This is a genomic window from Achromobacter sp. ESBL13, assembly GCF_036668755.1.
Classification (GTDB): Bacteria; Pseudomonadota; Gammaproteobacteria; order Burkholderiales; family Burkholderiaceae_B; genus Achromobacter.
Map to the genome: position 1 here is coordinate 158735 of NZ_JAZEVT010000002.1, position 17604 is coordinate 176338.

Below are 17604 nucleotides of genomic sequence, written 5' to 3' on the forward strand. Positions count from 1 at the left end.
AAGTTGTTACTTAGCGATACAGCACAGTGGAATGCTGTCCGCTGCTGCACCGCCACATCAGCTACAATCGCCGAGTGTGCTTTGCCAATCTGCACACGTCCGCTATGGCCCTTCGCTGCCAAGCTTCGCCCATCAGGGCGCTTCCCTTTTCTCCTTATTCGTCCGCCTGGATTGGAGTCTCTCAACTTGAGCGACGGGCTGCCGCTGGAGTTGTTTTGACTACCTCTTCCCCTTTCGCCGACCTCGGGCTGGCTGATTCCCTGTTGCGCGCCATTGCCGATACCGGCTACACCGCACCCACGCCTATTCAAGCCCAGGCGATTCCCCAAGTTTTGAAAGGCGGCGACCTGCTCGCCGCCGCGCAGACGGGTACCGGCAAGACCGCCGGCTTCACGTTGCCCATCCTGCATCTGCTGATGCAGCAAAAGCCCGAAGCGCGCAAGCCCGGCCGCCCCCGTTGCCTGATCCTGACCCCGACGCGCGAACTGACCGCGCAGGTGGCCGAATCGGTGCAGACGTACGGCAAGTACACCTCGCTGACGTCCATGGTGATGTTCGGTGGCGTCAACATCAACCCCCAGATTTCCGCGCTGCGCAAGCCGCTGGACATTCTGGTGGCAACGCCGGGCCGCCTGCTGGACCACTGCGGCCAGAAGACGGTAGACCTGTCGGGCGTTGAAATCCTGGTGCTGGACGAAGCCGACCGCATGCTGGACATGGGCTTCATCCGCGACATCCGCAAGATCCTTGCCCTGCTGCCCAAGCAACGCCAGAACCTGCTGTTCTCGGCCACGTTCTCGGATGAAATCCGCACGCTGGCGCGCGGCGTCCTGAACAACCCGGGCGAAGTGTCCGTCACCCCGCGCAACACCGCCACCGAACTGGTCACCCAGACGGTGCACATGGTGGAACAGCATCACAAGCGCGACCTGATCAGCCACATCATCCGTGAAAGCGGCTGGCACCAGGTGCTGGTGTTCACGCGCACCAAGCACGGCGCGAACCGCCTGGCTGAAAAGCTGGTCAAGGACGGCCTGACCGCCGCCGCCATTCACGGCAACAAGAGCCAATCGGCCCGCACCCGCGCGCTGGCCGGCTTCAAGGACAGCACCGTGACGGTGCTGGTGGCGACCGACATCGCCGCCCGCGGCCTGGACATCGACCAACTGCCGCAAGTGGTGAACTTTGAACTGCCGAACGTGCCCGAAGACTACGTGCACCGTATCGGCCGTACGGGCCGCGCCGGCGCCACGGGCGCTGCCGTCTCGCTGGTCGACAACAGCGAAATCAAGCTGCTGAAGGACATCGAACGCCTGATCAAGAAGACGATCGAGCGCAAGCCCGTTGAAGGCTGGACCCCGTCGCCCACCAGCGCCGCCGCCTTCGAACGCCAGGAACGCGATGAAGACGCGCGCAGCCCGCGCGGTGGCAATCGCAATGGCGGTCGTGGTGGCAACGGCGGTAACGCCGGCCGTGGCGGCAACGCCGGCGCCGGCCGTTCGCGCCCGGCCCAAGGCCAGGCTCGCGCCGCCACCGGCGGCCGTGCCCCCGCACCGGCTCGCGCCGGCGGCGAAGGCCGTGGCAATGGTGGCCAGCGTGACGCCAAGCCCGCCGACCGTCCGACGCATGCCGGCCGTGGCGATGGCCGTCCGCAGCAGGCCCCGCGCCGTCCCGAGAACGCACAGCGCCCGGCGGGCAACGGCGGTTCGGGCCGTCCGCGCGCGGCGTTGCTGGGCAAGTAAAGCCAAGCGAGTAATATCCCGGCACCCCCATACTGCGATCCTAGGACCCGCGCCATCATGCCCTTATCCACCTGGTTGACGTTCTTCCTGGCCTCCTGGGCCATTTCGTTCTCACCCGGGGCGGGCGCGATTTCCGCGATGTCCTCTGGATTGAAATACGGCTTTGCACGCGGCTACTGGAACACGGCCGGCCTCATCATGGGCATCCTGTTCCAGTTCGTCGTGGTGGCCGTAGGCTTGGGCGCCGTGCTGGCCACGTCCGAAATGGCCTTCAATGTGGTCAAGTACCTGGGCGTGGCCTACCTGATCTACCTGGGCGTGCGGCAGTTTCGTACTGACGCCGCGCCCGTGGCGGTAGACGCGGGCGACCCGAAGCAGGCGTCGATCCGCGATCTCGTCATGCGCGGTTTCCTGATCAACACCATGAATCCGAAGGGCACCGTGTTCCTGCTGGCCGTTGTGCCGCAATTCGTGGACCCGGCGATGGCGTTGACGCCGCAATACATGGCGCTGGCCGGCACGCTGGCATTTACCGATCTGGTCGCCATGGGCGTGTACACGCTGCTGGCGGCCCGCGTGTTGCGCTTGCTGCGCGATGCCAAGCACATCCGCTGGATGAACCGTACCTTCGGGTCGCTGTTCATCCTGGCGGGCGTTTTCCTGGCGTCGTTCCGCCGCCATTCCTGAATTTTCCGGCCTTGGGGCGCTCGCTGGCGACGGCGGGTGCCCCACGGCTTTTTCATGCACGATGCCGTACCGCGCCGGCTCCAAAAGCGGCGTTAAGTACAATCCCCCGACCATGAACATCCCTCACGAAGTAGCGCGGCGCCGAACGTTCGCGATCATTTCCCACCCTGACGCGGGCAAGACCACGCTGACCGAAAAGCTGTTGCTGTTCGCAGGCGCGATTCAGATCGCCGGCAGCGTCAAGGCGCGCAAGGCCACTCGCCATGCGTCGTCCGACTGGATGGAAATCGAAAAGCAACGCGGCATTTCCGTGGCCTCGTCGGTCATGCAGATGGAATACCGCGACTGCGTCATCAACCTGCTTGACACCCCAGGCCACCAGGACTTCTCTGAAGACACCTACCGGGTGCTGACGGCGGTGGATGCCGCCCTGATGGTCATCGATGCCGCCAATGGCGTCGAGCCGCAGACGATCCGCCTGCTGCAGGTTTGCCGCGCGCGCAATACGCCCATCATCACGTTCATCAACAAGATGGACCGCGAAGTGCGCGAGCCGCTGGAATTGCTGTCCGAGATCGAAGGCCACCTGGGCATGGACGCCGTGCCGTTTTCGTGGCCGGTGGGCATGGGCAAGTCGTTCGGCGGCGTGTTCGATATCCGCCGCGACCGCATGCGCGTGTTCCGCCCCGGGCAGGAACGCCGCTCGGACAATGATGACGTGATCGAAGGGCTGAGCAATCCTGAAATCGCCCGCCGATTCGGCTCGGCGTTCGAACAGGCCAGCGGCGAGATCGAACTCATCAACGAAGCCGCGCCCGCGTTCGAGCGTGACCAGTTCCTGGCCGGCAAGCAGACGCCCGTGTTCTTCGGGTCCGCCATCAACAACTTTGGCGTGCAGGAAGTGCTGGACGCGCTGGTCGACCACGCGCCGCCCCCGGGCCCGCGCGTCGCCCTGCAACGCGAAGTGCTGCCCGAAGAACCCAAGTTCACCGGTGTCGTGTTCAAGGTGCAGGCCAACATGGACCCTGCCCACCGCGACCGCGTGGCATTCGTGCGCGTCAGCTCGGGCCGCTTTGAACGGGGCATGCGTTTGAAGGTGGCCCGCACCAACAAAGAAATGCGCCCCAACAACGTGGTGTCTTTCCTGTCGCAACGGCGCGAGCTTCTGGACGAGGCGTATGCCGGCGACGTGATCGGTATCCCCAACCACGGCGTGCTGCAATTGGGCGACGTGCTGACCGAAGGCGAAACGCTGCAATTCACCGGCCTGCCGTTCTTCGCGCCCGAGCTGTTCCAGGCGGTTGAAGTGAAGGATCCGCTGCGCACCAAACAGCTGCGTACCGGCCTGACCCAACTGGGCGAAGAGGGCGCGATTCAGGTGTTCCGCCCCGAAGCCGCGGGCGGCTCTTTGCTGCTGGGCGCCATCGGTCAGCTGCAGTTTGAAGTGGTGGCTCACCGCCTCAAAACCGAGTACGGCGCGGACGCCAGAATGCTGGCTTCGCGCTACACAATGGCACGTTGGATTACGTCTGAAAACCCCAAGGCGCTGCGCAAGTTCATGGATGCCAATGCGGCTCATATCGCCTATGATGTCGTCGATGCGGCGGCGTTTTTGATCAGTTCCCCTGCGCAGTTGCGCGTGGCCGAGGACCTGTATCCCGAGGTGAAATTCCATGCCATGCGCGAACACGGCGGCAAGGTTTTCGGGGACAAGGCGTAGACCCGTTCGGGTTCCGCACGGCAGATGAGGGTAGCAATGTCTTGGCGTTTATTATTCGCAACGCTCCTGATCGCGCTTGGCGCGTCGGCCTGGGGCGGTATTCAATTGGGTGACTGGCTGGTGGCGCATGCGCCGCCCGCGGCACCGGCTCCTGGTCAGGACGCGGCAGCTTCGCAGCAGCCCGTTCTGGACGCCAACGGACGCCCTTATGTGGCGCAGCCGCCGCAGCCGCGCATCGACGGCACACTGGGGGTTCCCGACAAGCCGGCCGACCGCCAATGGCAGGTCAATACGGTGTCGCTGTTCGACACCGTCAGCGATCCCGCCGTGAAGCTTTCGCGTGAACGCATCACCCCCGAGCAAGCCCGCGAAATCGCGGCCGCCTCGGAAGTGCCGCTGCCTTCCGGCACCTCGGACGTCACCACCATGGACTTGCAGGTGCCCGGCACGTCCACCGCCATCAACGGCGGCCAGATGCAGGCCAACGGCTACGGTACGCCGCAGATGGTGCAAGCGCCTCCGCCCCCGCCCAATACGTCGCCCGCGCCGGGTGCTCCGGGCTGGCAAGACGCGCTCAAGCGCGAACTGGCGCAATGCGCCACGCAAGGCTTCTTCGAACGGCCTTCATGCTCGTGGAACGCGCGCAACAAATACTGTGCGCCGAACCGCGCCTGGGGCACGATGGCCGAATGCCCGGCCCGCCCGCAATAACGGTCTCACATAACCGTCCATACGCTGCGCTTTATTGACGCGGGTATGACAAAGGCGCCCCAAGGGGCGCCTTTTTATTGCCTGGCGGCCCGGCCGATTACTCGGGCACGGACATCTGGCTTTGCAGGTAATTCTGGATGCCAACCTTGTCGATCAGATCGATCTGGGTTTCCAGATAATCGATGTGCTCTTCGGTGTCGTCCAGAATGTCCTGGAACAGATCGCGCGAGACATAGTCACGCACCGATTCGCAATAGGCGATGGCTTCCACGACGGTGGCGTGTGCGGCTTGTTCCAGCTTCAGGTCACAGGAAAGCAGCTCGGGCACGTCTTCACCGATCAGCAGCTTGTGCAGGTCTTGCAGGTTGGGCAGGCCGTCCAGCATGAAGATGCGCGCGATCAGGCGATCCGCGTGCTTCATTTCACCGATGGATTCTTCGTATTCGTGCTTGCCCAGCTTGTCGAAGCCCCAATGGTTCAGCATGCGGGCATGCAGAAAATATTGGTTGATGGCCGTCAGTTCGTTGGTCAGTTGCTTGTTCAAGAACTGGATGACGGTTTTGTCGCCTTTCATAATGGACTCCTTGCAGTCAGGCGCGACGCGAGTGCATCGCGACAAAGGAGCGCACGATGCCGCGCGTACGCAACCCCGGCAGACTACCACCTGCCGCAGGGGCGCGCCTAGCCTTGCGCCGCATTTGGTAAACGGCTTTAGGACCGCTACCAGAAAGCGACAAGCCAATGAGAATGAGTATGCGTGCGTGATGCTTTGCGCACACAAGGCAGCCCCTATGCGGCGTAGCGCTGAGTCAACTACCGCATTCGCATGGCACTTTTCTTGAATGGCGTCGATAAGCCCGTCTTGGACGGACGATATTCCATCGAAATATCACTGATGCCATTAGGTTGCATATCCGCAACCTTATTAGCGCTATTTTGCTTAATGCGCGATTCAGCCCGCTTTGCGCGTCGTCAACCAGATCCCAAAGGCGATAGGCACGATGCCCAACAGATCCAGCCACGATACCGGTTCGCGCAGCACCAGCCAGCCAAACAACAGGCCAAGCGGCGGCATCAAGAAATGCAGCGCGCTGGCCGACGTGGCAGTGGCCCGGCTCAGGATCATGAACCACAGGTAGTAGCCGCCCATCGACACGGCCACGATCATGTAGGCCATGCTGGCCAGCAGGCTCGCCGTCAGGCGCGCATCGCCCAGGTTTTCATTCATCAGGGCGAATGGCAGCAGCGTGGCGGCCGCTGCCAGGGATTGGATGCCGGTCGACGTCCATAGCCCTGCCGCCGGCTTGAGCCGCTTATAGAGCAGCGTGCCGGCCACCAGCGCCACCAGGCCACCCGTGACCAGCAACGTGCCGTGCATGTCTTCCTGCATGCCAGTCAGGCGTGACCGCAGCACCACGGCCACCCCGGCCAGCCCCAGGCATAGGCCCAGCAGCTTTCGCCACGTCAGCCGCTCGCCCAGGACAGGGCCGGCCAGCACACCGATCAACAAGGGGTTGGTGCTGATCAGCACGGCGGTAAACGCGGACGACACGGTCGTCATGCCGGACCAGCTCAGCCCCAGGTACAACGCATTGTTCAAGACACCCAGCAGGATGAGGGAGGCGATGTCGCGCGCTTGCAGTGGCCTGCCCCGGCGGCTGAAGGCGGCAATGCCCAGCATCAACGCGCCCGCAATCAGGAAGCGGATGGTCAGCAGGGTCAATGGGGGGCAATCGCGCACCGCGATCTTGGCCGCCGCGAAGGCGGAACTCCACAGAAAGCAGAACGCGGCGATCGGCATCCAACTGATACCCGAGGCGGCAGGAGCGTTCGGGGGGCAGGTGGCGGGCGTGGCCTTCATCGGGAGTCCAAGAGAACGGCACGCCACGCATGGCGCAGGGATCAAGCATTCTGCTCGCGCCCTGGTGCGTTGACAAATATTTTGGAAATGGCTGCGTCCGGAAAGCAGCGCGGCCCGCCGAAGAACTCAGCGAGCCGGAGGGGACGGCAATGCGTTAGCCGGCGGCGACCAGCGGAATCGGGAAGCTGCTGTTGTTGGCAGCCGAACCCGATTCAACCAGGGTAGCGGGCGCATTGACCGGAACGGCGATGGAGCGAACGTCGCACACGCTGGAGCAGCGGCCGCCCGGCAGGTATTCGGCGGCGGTTGCCGCGCAGCAGCCGCAGCACGTGGCCACGCCCAGCTCGAATTGCAGGTCGGACAGCGTCGTCGCGCCACCGTCCACGCTGGCGCGGACTTGGCGTTCGGTGATGGCATTACATACGCAAATGTACATGCGAATGATTATCGAAAATTATTCGGCGGATGACAAGCCCTGACCGCAAAAAAATTTGTAGCGCAATTGTCACGCAAGCCCTTGAAACAAAGGACGAATCCTCAAAGATTCGTCCCCTATTTCAACGCGCCGAGGCTTGCGCCTTGCGCAGCGTAGCGGGGGCAATACGCAGCGCTTCGCGGTACTTTGCCACCGTCCGACGGGCGATGACTATCCCCTGATCGGCCAGTTTCTGCATGATCTGGCTGTCAGACAAAGGCTTGGCCCGGTTCTCTTCCGCCACCATCTGGCGGATGAAAGTCTGCACCGCCGTGGCCGACGTGGCGTCACCGCCGTCCGTGGACACCCCCGTCCCGAAGAAACGCTTGAGCTCCAGCGTGCCGAACGGAGTAAGCATGTACTTCTGCGTTGTGGCGCGCGAAATGGTGGATTCATGCAGCCCGAGTTCGCCCGCGATGTCCTTCAGGATAAGCGGACGCATGGCCGATGGCCCCTGGCTGAAAAACGCCGTCTGGCGTTCGACAATGGCCTGCGCCACCCGCAGGATCGTGTCGAAGCGCTGCTCGACATTGCGAATCATCCATTTGGCTTGCTGCAACTGGGTTTGCAGGCCCGCGTGTGCGGATTCCTTTTGATTGCCCAGCATCTGCGCATACAGCCCGTTGATTTGCAGCCTGGGAACGGCGGCGCTGTTCAGCGTGACCTGCCAGCCGCGCCGCGCCTTGCGCACGATGACGTCGGGCACGGCGTAGTCGGCCGCCGGCACGGTCCACGCGCGGCCGGGACGGGGCTCCAGCCGCAGGATCAGGGTGTGGGCCGCGCGGAAAATCGCCTCGTCGCAGCCCACGGCGGCGCACAGGCGCGCAGCGTTACCGGTGGCCAGCAAGGGCAGATGGCGCGCACAGATCTCGCGGGCGCAGGCCAGGACGGCCGCATCGGCCGCTTCGGGCAAACGCGCAAGGTCAGGGTGGCGCAATTGCAACACCAGGCAATCGGCCATGTCGCGCGCGCCGATGCCAACCGGGTCGAACGATTGCAGCAGCGACAGCGCCGCCCGCAGCTCGTCCAGATCGGGCTCCACTTCGGGCGGCAGCCAGGTCAGGATTTCCTCAAGCGGCGAGCCCAGGTAGCCGTTTTCATCCAGCTCATCAATCAGCAGGGCCGCCAGGGCGGCATCGCGCGGGGCCGCTCGCGTCAGCATCAACTGACCCAGCAGGTGTTCGCGCAACGTGTCCGGGCGCGCCGCCTCGGGCAGCCCGGAGTCATCATCCGAATACACGCCGCCCGAACCGGGCATTTCTTCGACGGGCGCATCGCGCTCCGCTGCGGGAGTGTCGTCGTCCACCGAGGATTCGCGTTCGGATTCGGCTTGGGCCTCGGCGGCGGGGGTGTCGTCTTCCCGTTCCAGCAGGGGATTGTCCGCAAGCACTTGCGAGATCTCGGCTTCCAGGTCGAGCGTGGACAACTGCAACAATCGTATCGATTGCTGCAATTGAGGGGTCAGCGTCAGGTGCTGGCCAGGTCGCAGTTCTAAAATTGGACGGGTCATAGGTACAATATTTTGCATGATGAATCTGACTTCGCCCGCAAGCGTTCGCCAGGACAGCCGACTTATCGGCCAGACCCTGCTCAAACTGGCGCTACCCCGAATCGTTGTGCGCGCGATAGTCATCGCCGTCGCCGTCGTCCTTTGGTATCTCGTTGCCTCGTGGATACTGGATTTCGGCAAACGCATGAACTATGACTTCCTGCATACCCTGGGCCAGCCGACCCAGGATATGGCGCAGAAGGTCAATCCCTATATCTGGTGGGTCGTTGCCGGCATCTGGACGCTGATCGTTTTCTTTTCGGTCCGTGCCTGGTTTGCGGCCAGCCTGGCCTCGGGCGCGGCAACGCCGGTGGGCACGGATACACTGGCCGATCTGGCGCCAAACTTGTCCGAAGAATCGTTGGGCGTGCTGCGCTGGACCTGGGGCGACCGCCAAGAGCCCTTCACTGTAGGCGACTTGCGACGCGCACTGTCTGAAATTCGCCACAATCGCAGCGGCAAGATCGCCATGGTGGCCGAACAGGCGCAGATTTTGGAAGGCACGGCCATCCCGCCCTCGCGCGACCCGCGCGATGACGGCCGCCGGGCCCCCCGCACCGAAGTCCGGGGCGAAACTCGCACCGACCGCTACGTTGAACCCCGCATCGGCCCGGCCCGCTAACGCCGCGCCAGACCTTTTCATTGCCACACAGGCCGCCGCCCAGGCGGCCTTTTTTGTTTCAGTCCGGCGCCAGCTCCGCCTTCTATACTGGCGCATCCAGGCTCGCGCAACCGCGGGCCGCGCAACAGACCCAGCAAAACCATAACGGCAGCCCAGACCTGCCGATGCGCGGCCGGCCCCTGGAGAGACAACCATGTTCCGCCCCCCCGTCCGGTATGCCGCCGGTTTGCTCGTGGCCTGCTCGGCCGCGTTTGCCGCTACCCCCGCCATGGCCGAATGGCCCGACAAACCCATCACCTTCGTCGCGCCATTCAGCGCGGGCGGCGCCAATGACCTGGTCGCCCGCATCATCGCCAAGGCAGTGGGCACGACGCTGAAGCAGTCCGTCATTGTGGAAAACCGACCCGGCGCCGGCGGCGTCGTGGGCGCCGCGCATGTCGCTCGCAGCGCGGCGGATGGCTACACCTATCTGGTGGGCAGCAACGGCACCGTCACCAACAGCCTGATCCGCTCGGACCAGCCCTACAAGGACGACGAGCTGACGCCCGTGGCGCTGTTGACCATCACGCCCTCGGTGATCGTGGCCAACCCGTCCAACCCGGCGAAGGACTTGAAGGACTTCGTCGAGCGCGCCAAGAAGGCCAAGACCGACCGCATCACCTTTTCCACCGCCGGCAACGGCAGCACGCCGCATTTCGTGGCGGAAATGGTCAAGGAGGCCACGGGCCTGCCCATCGAGCCCATCGCCTACAAAAGCGGCTCGGAAGGCGTGACGGCGGTAATCGGCAACCAGGTCGACGCCACGTCGGAAGCCAGCATCGTGACGTTGCCGCTGATCCAAAGCGGCAAGTTGAAGGCGCTGGCCACCACGTGGGATAAGCGCATGGCCAGCGCGCCGGATATCCCCACCACGGCCGAAGCGGGCTTTCCCGCCGTGCGCATCGGACACTGGGCGGGCTTGTACGCGCCCGCCGGCACGCCGGCAAACGTGTTGGACAAGATGAACGCGGCGGTCGAGCAGTCGCTCCAGACCAAAGCAGTGCAGGACGCCTTGCGCCAGAGCAGCATCGAGCCCGGTGGCGGCTCGCGCGCGAGCTTTGTGGAATTCGCGGCCAGCGAACGCGAACGCCTGGGCAAGATCGTGCAGAACGGCCACATGCAAACGCAGTAGTCGCATGCCCGCGGCCGGCCCGGCCCCGCCGCGCAATGCGGCAACGGAGGTGGGCGCGCGACGTGCGGCGCGGGCCGGATTTTTCGGCCCGCGCCACTTTCGATCAAAGATCGCAGCGCGCTCTGCCCCCCGTTTTTTTCAACGTTTTCGTTTGCGCTGGCAAAGAAAATATGTTTGACTAGCACCCTATGGCCGCTCACCGCACCCTCCCCGCGATTGCCACCGGACGCTTCGTCGCTCCGGTCGCCGGCCTGCGCGCTCGTTCCTTCTTCGCTGCCGCGCTATCGCTATACCTACCGATCGGTTGCCGGGCCTAGTGTCCCCGTGGTAGCTCGGCAGCCACGTTTGCCACACGCGATTTCCCCCTTTTAGTTGTGAATCCTGCCGGTTAATCACGGCAACCCCACGCGCAAAACCGTCATCCGGTCATAGCGCCGCCGAGACTCAGTGCTCACGGGATTCAAAAGAAACCGATCGATCGAGGTGTAGTCATGATGCTTGCCAACCCCGCCACCAAATACGTCCCCTTCGCGCCGTTCACCCGCGACTTCTCCGAACGCACGTGGCCCAGCCGCCGCATCACCAAGGCGCCCATCTGGATGAGCACCGACCTGCGTGACGGCAACCAGGCGTTGATCGAGCCCATGAGCGTCGAGCGCAAGCTCCGCTTCTTTGAACAACTGGTGAAGATCGGCTTCAAGGAAATCGAAGTGGGTTTCCCGTCTGCGTCGCAGACCGACTTTGATTTCGTCCGCAAGCTCATCGACGAAAAGCGCATCCCCGACGACGTCACCATCATCGTGTTGACGCAGTCGCGTGAAGACCTGATCAGCCGCACGGTGGAAGCCGCGGCGGGGGCCAAGCAAGCCATCGTCCACATGTACAACGCTTGCGCACCGGCCTTCCGCAAGGTGGTGTTCAACATGTCCAAGGACGAAATCAAGGGCATCGCCACGACCGGCACGCGCCTTATCAAGCAATACACCTCGCAGCGCCCCGAAACCAAATGGAGCTACGAGTATTCGCCCGAAGTCTTCAGCACCACCGAGCCCGAATTCGCGTTGGAAGTGTCCAACGCCGTGGCCGATGTCTGGCAGCCCACGCCCGAGCACAAGATGGTGCTGAACCTGCCCGCCACGATCGAGGCCACCAGCCCCAACCTGTACGCCGACCAGATCGAATGGATGCACAAGAACCTGGCGCGCCGCGACAGCATCGTGCTTAGCGTGCACCCGCACAATGATCGCGGCACCGCCGTGGCCGCCGCTGAATTTGCCGTGATGGCCGGCGCCGACCGCATCGAAGGCTGCCTCTTCGGCAGCGGCGAACGCACCGGCAACGTCGACCTCGTCACGCTTGCCTTGAACCTGTACACGCAGGGCGTGCATCCCGGCCTGGACTTTTCCGACATCGACGAAGTGCGCCGCTGCGCGGAATACTGCAACCAGTTGCCGGTGCATCCGCGCCATCCGTATGCGGGCGATCTCGTCTTCACCGCGTTCTCCGGATCGCACCAGGACGCCATCAAGAAGGGCTTCGCGCTGCAACAGGCCGACGCCGTCTGGGAAGTGCCGTACTTGCCGATCGACCCGGCCGACCTGGGCCGCAGCTACGACGCCGTCATCCGCGTGAACAGCCAGTCGGGCAAGGGCGGCGTGTCGTACCTGCTTGAGCAGGAACACGGCCTGGTCTTGCCGCGCCGCCTGCAAATCGAATTCAGCCGCGCCATCCAGCGCGTGACGGACGAGACGGGCAGCGAAGTCACCGCCGACGACGTGCACACCATCTTCAACCGCGAATACCTGGAACAGAAGGCGCCCTGGAAGCTGATCCGCCACCGCATCGACGGCAACCCGTCGGCCGGTGAAGGCCAGCATTTCAGCATCGAAGCCGAACTCGAATACAACGGCGAACGCCGCATCGTAACGGGCAAGGGCGATGGCGCCATCTCGGCCTTCGTGGCCGCGCTGGACGTGCCGGTGCGCATCATGGACTACCACGAGCACGCCATCGGCACCGGCACCGACACGCGCGCCGCGTCCTATGTCGAACTGCGCGTGGGCGAGTCGTCCACGGGCTTTGGCGTAGGCATCGACCGCGACATCGTGACGGCCTCGTTCCAGGCAGTCCTTAGCGCCGTGAACCGCCACATCAACGCGGGCGCCGTGGCGTCCGCCGAGCAGGAAGCCGCCGAGGCCGCGTGATCCGCGCCCGCCTTCTGAACTGAACGCCCCAAGCCAGCCCGAAACATGGGCTGGCCAACACCCAGGGACACACCTCTTCCTGGCGCGACCGGCAAAAAAAAAGCCCGCCTTATCGGCGGGCTTTCTGCTTTTGACGTGTGGTCACACGTTGAACGCGCGCCGCGTTCAGCCTCGCGGCCACATATCCGACGCGCCGACATCCGGCGCATTGGCCTCAAGCAGGCGCTCATGCACCCACGCGCCTATCGCCAGCGTGCGGTAGTCGTCATAGCGCTGGCCGATCAGTTGCAACCCCACGGGCAACCCTTGCGGGCCGGTGGCAAAGGGCAGGTTCAGGCAGGGCAGGCCGAACAGCGTCCAGGGCCGCGAGAACTGCGGATCGCCGGTGCCCAGGTCTGCAAACGGCGCCTCGCCGGCGGCGCTGGGCGCCAGCAACACGTCGTAGTCGTCAAACCAGCTGTTCACCCGAATGCGCGACTCTTCGGCGCGCGCCAGGTTCTTGATGTGTTGCTCGGCCGAAATCTGCGCGCCCGCTTCCAGCACCGCCTGGATCTTCGGGCTGAGTTGGCCGGCGTGTTGCAGGCGCTCGAAAGCCAGCGACTGCGACGCTTCGTACGCCATGATGTCGGCGTGCAACTGCACCAGCATGCAGTCCTGCGACGGCAGCGGCACCTCTTTCACGGTAGCGCCCGCGCGCGACAAGGTGGCTGCCGCCTGTGCGAACGCTTCTTTCGTTTCTGCCTGCGCGTGCCGCCACTGCAAGGTGCGGCACATGCCCACGCGCGGTTTAGCGTCGTAGGACAGGTCCTGCATGCGGGCATCGCGCATCATCACCGACGCAAACAAGGCCACATCAGGCACCGATCGTGCAAACCCGCCCACTGTGTCCAGCGATTCGGCCAGGCTTTTGACGCCCGCGCGGGGAATGGCGCCAAACGTGGGCTTAAAGCCGACGATGCCGCAATAGGAAGCGGGGCGGATGATCGAACCCGCCGTCTGCGAACCCAATGCGAAGGGCACCATGTCATCCGCAACCGCGGCGGCCGACCCGCTGGACGAGCCGCCGGGGGTGTAGGCCTCGTTGCGCGGATTGCGCGTGGGACCGGCCTGATAGGTAGCGAATTCAGTCGTGACCGTCTTGCCCACCACGACAGCGCCCGCGCCACGGCAAAGCGCCACGGCGGCGGCGTCCAGGCCGGGGCGGTGGCGTTCATAAATTGGCGAGCCGTAGCGGGTGGGAAGATCGACGGTGTCGAACAGGTCTTTCACGCCGATCGGCAGGCCATGCAGCGGCCCTTGCAAAGGGCCATCGTCCAAAGCCTGCGCAACGTCCAGCGCCGCCTGCTTTTGCAGGGCGGTCCAGGCGTGGATGGTATTTTCGCGCTGCTCGATACGGGCAAAACAGGCCCGTACCAATTGCACCGCGGTTAACTCGCGCCGTTGCAGCTTGCGCGCGGCTTGAACCGCGCCAAGGCTGTTTAAGGCAGTAGACATTTTCCTTTCCTCTTTACCGGCGCCGCGCCAGGCGTGGCAGCTGATTACGCACCCGGTCCCCTTGACCGAGGGGTCTGCCCTTGCGTTACCGGCGGCGTTGTTGCGCCGTGGGCAATGCGGACCGATCCCTGCCATTGTGCGCGCCGCGTCAATTAGGAAAAACACCAAAAACACCGTGTTTTCCCGGGTAAAACGACTGCGCCGCGCCTAGGCTTTATGTTGTTGCGTTCACACCAGCATAGCGCAAACCCGTGCAACACAAAGGTCATATTTGTCTTGTAAGATGAAAACGTTTTCAGCAAATCGACAGTAACCCCGGTATGGCTACGCGCCCGTCGCCCCGCTTTTCCATCATCGAAGTGGCCCGCAAGGCAGGCGTATCGCCGGCCACGGTTTCGCGCGCGTTCAACCAACCCGAGATCGTCCATCCCGACACGTTGGCGCACATCCGCAACGTGGCCAAGCGCGCGGGGTTCAGGCCAAACCGCGTTGGCCGCAGCCTGCGTTCCGGCAGCACCCGCACCATCGGGTTGATCTTGCCCACGCTGTCCAATCCCGTGTTCGCCGAGTGCTTTGAAGGCGCCGAGCGCCGTGCGCGCGAATCCGGCTACAGCGTCATGCTGACCGCCACCGGGTATGACCCCGCCGTTGAATCCGCCGCCGTCCAGGGCCTGATCGACCATCAGGTCGACGGCTTGATCCTGACCGTGGCCGACGTCAACAAAAGCGCCACGCTGGACGATCTGGACAGCGCCGGCATGCCTTATGTGCTGGTCTATAACGAGTCATCCACACACCCGTTCGCGTCGGTGGACAACCGCGCGGCCGCCAGCGACATGGTGGCGCACCTGGCCGCGCTGGGGCACCGCCGCATCGCGCTGGTGACTGGCCCGCTGACCGCCTCCGACCGCGCCCGCCGCCGCTTGACCGGCGCCCGCGCCTGCGCCAAGAAGCTGGATCTGGACACCGTGCAGCACATCGCGATGAGCTCGCACACCGGCAGCGACGCCGACGTGCTTAAAGCCGCATTGCGCGGTAAACAAGCGCCTACCGCGCTGTTCTGCTCGAATGACTTGCTGGCCACCGCCGTCATCGCCGACCTGGTGGCGCTGGGCTTGCGCGTGCCCACCGACATTTCGGTGTGCGGCTTTGACGGCATGCGGTTCGGCGCCTTGTTGACGCCCCCGCTGACCACCGTTGCACAACCCAGCGACGGCATCGGCCAGACGGCGTGCTCGAACCTGCTAGCGCAGATCCATGGCCAACCGGCCCAATCGAATCGCCTGCCGCATTGCATCGTGGTGGGCGGTACCGCAGCGTCCGTACGCCGCTGACCCCACTTCAATTCCGACAACCGCACGCATCATGCTCATTGCCCAAATCACCGACCTGCACATGCGCACCCCGGGCGACAAGGCCTACGGCATCATCGACCCCGCCGCATTCCTGGCGCCCGCCGTGCGCGCGCTGAATGCGCTGGCGCCGCGACCCGACTGCGTACTGATCACGGGCGACCTGACCGACCTGGGCCGCCCGCACGAATACCAGGTGCTGCGCGACCACCTGCAAGCGCTGGAGATTCCGTACTTCCTGCTGCCCGGCAACCATGACGACCGCGCCCAATTGCGCGCAGCCTTTCCTGACCACGATTACCTGCAAGGCGGCGGCCCGTTCATCCAGTACGCCATCGAAACCTATCCGCTGCGCCTGCTGGCGCTGGACACGGTGGTGCCGATGAAAAGCCATGGCGAACTCTGCCAGGACCGCCTGGACTGGCTGGCCGCGCGCCTGGCCGAACAGCCGGACCGACCGACGCTGGTGTTGATGCACCACCCGCCATTTCTGACCGGCATTGAACACATGGACGCCATCGGCCTGTTGGCCGGCGCACCGGAGCTTGAACGCGTGGTGTCGCGCTTTCCCCATGTAGAGCGGGTGCTGTGCGGCCATTTGCACCGCACCATCTTCCAGCGCTTCGGCGGCACGATCGCGTCTACCTGCCCTGGCACCGCGCACCAGTTAGCGCTGGAGCTGGGGCCGCGTCCCACGTTGCAGTACATCATGGAACCGCCGGGCTACCAGCTGCATTGGTGGCAAGGCACGAACCTGGTGACGCACCACGCGGTGCTTGGGGAATATCCCGGCCCGTATCCGTTTGCCTGAGCGCTGCGCCAAAGGGGCGCGCAGCGTTGTTTGAAGCCGTTTGGCTTGCCACGAATCCGTCATGTTTGCGCTGCACAATGAAAAGGTTTTCATAACAGGCAACAATGCGGATCTAACAATTAGATCGTCGAGACAGCATGTCATCCATCGTTCTGGATAACCTCACCAAACAGTACGGCGGCGCCGCCGCCATCCACGGCGTGAGCTTCACGGTGCCGGCGGGCAGCTTTACGGTGCTGCTGGGCCCATCCGGCTGCGGCAAGTCGACCACCCTGCGCATGATCGCCGGGCTGGACACGCCCACATCGGGCACCATCCGCATCGGCGATCGCGACGTTACGCAACTGCCGCCGGCCAAGCGCCGCATATCCATGGTGTTCCAGTCATACGCGCTGTTCCCGCATTTGTCGGTGCGCGAGAACATCCTGTTCGGGCTGAAGGTCCGCAAGGAACCCGCGCGCGACTTCGACCGCCGCTTGCAGCGCGTGGCCGGTCTGCTGGGCCTGGAGCATCTGCTGGACCGCAAGCCCTCGCAATTGTCGGGCGGCCAGCAGCAGCGCGTGGCGCTGGGGCGCGCGGTGATATCCGAAGCGCCGGTGTGCCTGATGGACGAACCGCTGTCCAACCTCGATGCGCAGTTGCGCCACGAGATGCGCCGTGAGATCCGCGCCTTGCAGCAGGACCTGGGCATCACGATGGTGTACGTCACGCACGACCAGACCGAGGCGATGAGCATGGCCGACCAGGTGGTGCTGCTGCGCGGCGGTCAGATCGAACAACACGACACGCCCGACGGCCTGTATGCAAGGCCGGCCACCGAGTTTGCCGCGCGTTTCATCGGCACGCCGCCCATGAACCTGATCGGGCTTGCCGCCGCGAACGGCGCCGCCGTCATCGCCGGCACGCAAGGGCCCGTGATTGCGAACGCGCCGGCCGGCGCCGTCAAGCTGGGCGTGCGTCCGGAACATATCCGCATCGACAGCACCGGCATACCGGCCGTGGTGGAAAGCGTCGAATACTTCGGCGCGGACTCCATCGTGGTGTGCCGGGTCGGCGACACCAGCGGTGTGGCCGTGCGAGTGGGCGGCCACTTGCGCGCCCGCGCCGGCGAAGCCCTGAACCTGTCCTGGCAGGACGGGCAACAGCATTTCTTTGCCGCCGATTCGGCGGTGATCAACACCGTCGGGCGCTAGAAGACGCCCATT

General features: G+C 64.3%; 15 protein-coding genes. 10 read left to right on the forward strand and 5 right to left on the reverse strand.

Going from position 1 to position 17604, the window contains the following annotated elements; translation table 11 throughout:
• Positions 1-215: 215 nt before the first annotated feature.
• The 4 genes from V6F88_RS09465 to V6F88_RS09480 all read left to right on the forward strand — a co-directional run bounded on the left by V6F88_RS09465 (position 216) and on the right by V6F88_RS09480 (position 4860).
• Positions 216-1742, forward strand: coding sequence for a DEAD/DEAH box helicase (locus tag V6F88_RS09465; RefSeq protein WP_332609119.1), 1527 nt, complete (start codon positions 216-218; stop codon positions 1740-1742).
• 57 nt (positions 1743-1799) lie between these two features.
• Positions 1800-2429 carry a LysE family translocator gene (locus V6F88_RS09470; RefSeq protein ID WP_332609120.1) on the forward strand — a complete coding sequence of 210 codons (630 nt, stop codon included), beginning with the start codon at positions 1800-1802 and terminating at the stop codon, positions 2427-2429.
• Positions 2430-2541: 112 nt separating this feature from the next.
• Positions 2542-4149 (forward strand): peptide chain release factor 3, encoded by a 1608-nt coding sequence (locus V6F88_RS09475; protein ID WP_332609121.1) that lies wholly within the window; start codon positions 2542-2544, stop codon positions 4147-4149.
• Between the two features lie 24 nt (positions 4150-4173).
• Positions 4174-4860, forward strand: coding sequence for a hypothetical protein (locus tag V6F88_RS09480; protein ID WP_104144683.1), 687 nt, complete (start codon positions 4174-4176; stop codon positions 4858-4860).
• Between the two features lie 97 nt (positions 4861-4957).
• Here the strand turns inward: V6F88_RS09480 and bfr are convergent, their stop codons facing one another.
• The 4 genes from bfr to rpoN all read right to left on the reverse strand — a co-directional run bounded on the left by bfr (position 4958) and on the right by rpoN (position 8706).
• Positions 4958-5434 (reverse strand): bacterioferritin, encoded by a 477-nt coding sequence (gene bfr, locus V6F88_RS09485; protein ID WP_332609122.1) that lies wholly within the window; start codon positions 5432-5434, stop codon positions 4958-4960.
• Between the two features lie 378 nt (positions 5435-5812).
• The gene (locus V6F88_RS09490; RefSeq protein WP_442880267.1) at positions 5813-6721 is read right to left on the reverse strand and encodes a DMT family transporter; all 909 of its coding nucleotides are present in this window, start codon (positions 6719-6721) and stop codon (positions 5813-5815) included.
• A 154-nt stretch (positions 6722-6875) separates the two neighbouring features.
• Positions 6876-7157, reverse strand: a complete 282-nt coding sequence (locus V6F88_RS09495) for a (2Fe-2S)-binding protein (protein WP_006216781.1) — start codon at positions 7155-7157, stop codon at positions 6876-6878.
• A 121-nt stretch (positions 7158-7278) separates the two neighbouring features.
• Positions 7279-8706 (reverse strand): RNA polymerase factor sigma-54, encoded by a 1428-nt coding sequence (rpoN, locus tag V6F88_RS09500; RefSeq protein ID WP_442880268.1) that lies wholly within the window; start codon positions 8704-8706, stop codon positions 7279-7281.
• 16 nt (positions 8707-8722) lie between these two features.
• On the opposite strand from rpoN, the gene V6F88_RS09505 reads away from it, so the two are divergent.
• The 3 genes from V6F88_RS09505 (at position 8723) to leuA (ending at position 12742) form a co-directional block, all read left to right on the forward strand.
• Complete coding sequence (locus tag V6F88_RS09505) at positions 8723-9367, forward strand: hypothetical protein (RefSeq protein ID WP_332609125.1); 645 nt, start codon at positions 8723-8725, stop codon at positions 9365-9367.
• A 193-nt stretch (positions 9368-9560) separates the two neighbouring features.
• On the forward strand, positions 9561-10538 hold the full coding sequence (locus V6F88_RS09510; RefSeq protein ID WP_332609126.1) for a tripartite tricarboxylate transporter substrate binding protein: 978 nt from the start codon (positions 9561-9563) through the stop codon (positions 10536-10538).
• A 491-nt stretch (positions 10539-11029) separates the two neighbouring features.
• Positions 11030-12742 (forward strand): 2-isopropylmalate synthase, encoded by a 1713-nt coding sequence (gene leuA, locus V6F88_RS09515; protein ID WP_332609128.1) that lies wholly within the window; start codon positions 11030-11032, stop codon positions 12740-12742.
• A 165-nt stretch (positions 12743-12907) separates the two neighbouring features.
• Here leuA and V6F88_RS09520 read toward each other — a convergent pair whose 3' ends face one another.
• The gene (locus tag V6F88_RS09520; RefSeq protein WP_332609129.1) at positions 12908-14236 is read right to left on the reverse strand and encodes an amidase; all 1329 of its coding nucleotides are present in this window, start codon (positions 14234-14236) and stop codon (positions 12908-12910) included.
• A 320-nt stretch (positions 14237-14556) separates the two neighbouring features.
• On the opposite strand from V6F88_RS09520, the gene V6F88_RS09525 reads away from it, so the two are divergent.
• The 3 genes from V6F88_RS09525 to V6F88_RS09535 all read left to right on the forward strand — a co-directional run bounded on the left by V6F88_RS09525 (position 14557) and on the right by V6F88_RS09535 (position 17592).
• Positions 14557-15570 (forward strand): substrate-binding domain-containing protein, encoded by a 1014-nt coding sequence (locus V6F88_RS09525; RefSeq protein WP_332609130.1) that lies wholly within the window; start codon positions 14557-14559, stop codon positions 15568-15570.
• Between the two features lie 31 nt (positions 15571-15601).
• The gene (locus V6F88_RS09530; protein WP_332609131.1) at positions 15602-16399 is read left to right on the forward strand and encodes a phosphodiesterase; all 798 of its coding nucleotides are present in this window, start codon (positions 15602-15604) and stop codon (positions 16397-16399) included.
• Between the two features lie 137 nt (positions 16400-16536).
• Complete coding sequence (locus V6F88_RS09535) at positions 16537-17592, forward strand: ABC transporter ATP-binding protein (RefSeq protein ID WP_332609132.1); 1056 nt, start codon at positions 16537-16539, stop codon at positions 17590-17592.
• The last annotated feature ends 12 nt before the right edge of the window (positions 17593-17604 follow it).

What these genes read in the sequence shown, in the direction of transcription:
- V6F88_RS09535 (WP_332609132.1), top strand. Translation starts at nt 16,537, where the DNA reads ATGTCATCCATCGTTCTGGATAACCTCACCAAACAGTACGGCGGCGCC.
- V6F88_RS09505 (WP_332609125.1), top strand. Translation starts at nt 8,723, where the DNA reads ATGATGAATCTGACTTCGCCCGCAAGCGTTCGCCAGGACAGCCGACTT.
- V6F88_RS09530 (WP_332609131.1), top strand. Translation starts at nt 15,602, where the DNA reads ATGCTCATTGCCCAAATCACCGACCTGCACATGCGCACCCCGGGCGAC.
- V6F88_RS09520 (WP_332609129.1), bottom strand. Translation starts at nt 14,236, where the DNA reads ATGTCTACTGCCTTAAACAGCCTTGGCGCGGTTCAAGCCGCGCGCAAG.
- V6F88_RS09495 (WP_006216781.1), bottom strand. Translation starts at nt 7,157, where the DNA reads ATGTACATTTGCGTATGTAATGCCATCACCGAACGCCAAGTCCGCGCC.
- V6F88_RS09525 (WP_332609130.1), top strand. Translation starts at nt 14,557, where the DNA reads ATGGCTACGCGCCCGTCGCCCCGCTTTTCCATCATCGAAGTGGCCCGC.
- bfr (WP_332609122.1), bottom strand. Translation starts at nt 5,434, where the DNA reads ATGAAAGGCGACAAAACCGTCATCCAGTTCTTGAACAAGCAACTGACC.
- V6F88_RS09480 (WP_104144683.1), top strand. Translation starts at nt 4,174, where the DNA reads ATGAGGGTAGCAATGTCTTGGCGTTTATTATTCGCAACGCTCCTGATC.
- V6F88_RS09490 (WP_442880267.1), bottom strand. Translation starts at nt 6,721, where the DNA reads ATGAAGGCCACGCCCGCCACCTGCCCCCCGAACGCTCCTGCCGCCTCG.
- leuA (WP_332609128.1), top strand. Translation starts at nt 11,030, where the DNA reads ATGATGCTTGCCAACCCCGCCACCAAATACGTCCCCTTCGCGCCGTTC.
- rpoN (WP_442880268.1), bottom strand. Translation starts at nt 8,706, where the DNA reads ATGACCCGTCCAATTTTAGAACTGCGACCTGGCCAGCACCTGACGCTG.
- V6F88_RS09510 (WP_332609126.1), top strand. Translation starts at nt 9,561, where the DNA reads ATGTTCCGCCCCCCCGTCCGGTATGCCGCCGGTTTGCTCGTGGCCTGC.
- V6F88_RS09470 (WP_332609120.1), top strand. Translation starts at nt 1,800, where the DNA reads ATGCCCTTATCCACCTGGTTGACGTTCTTCCTGGCCTCCTGGGCCATT.
- V6F88_RS09475 (WP_332609121.1), top strand. Translation starts at nt 2,542, where the DNA reads ATGAACATCCCTCACGAAGTAGCGCGGCGCCGAACGTTCGCGATCATT.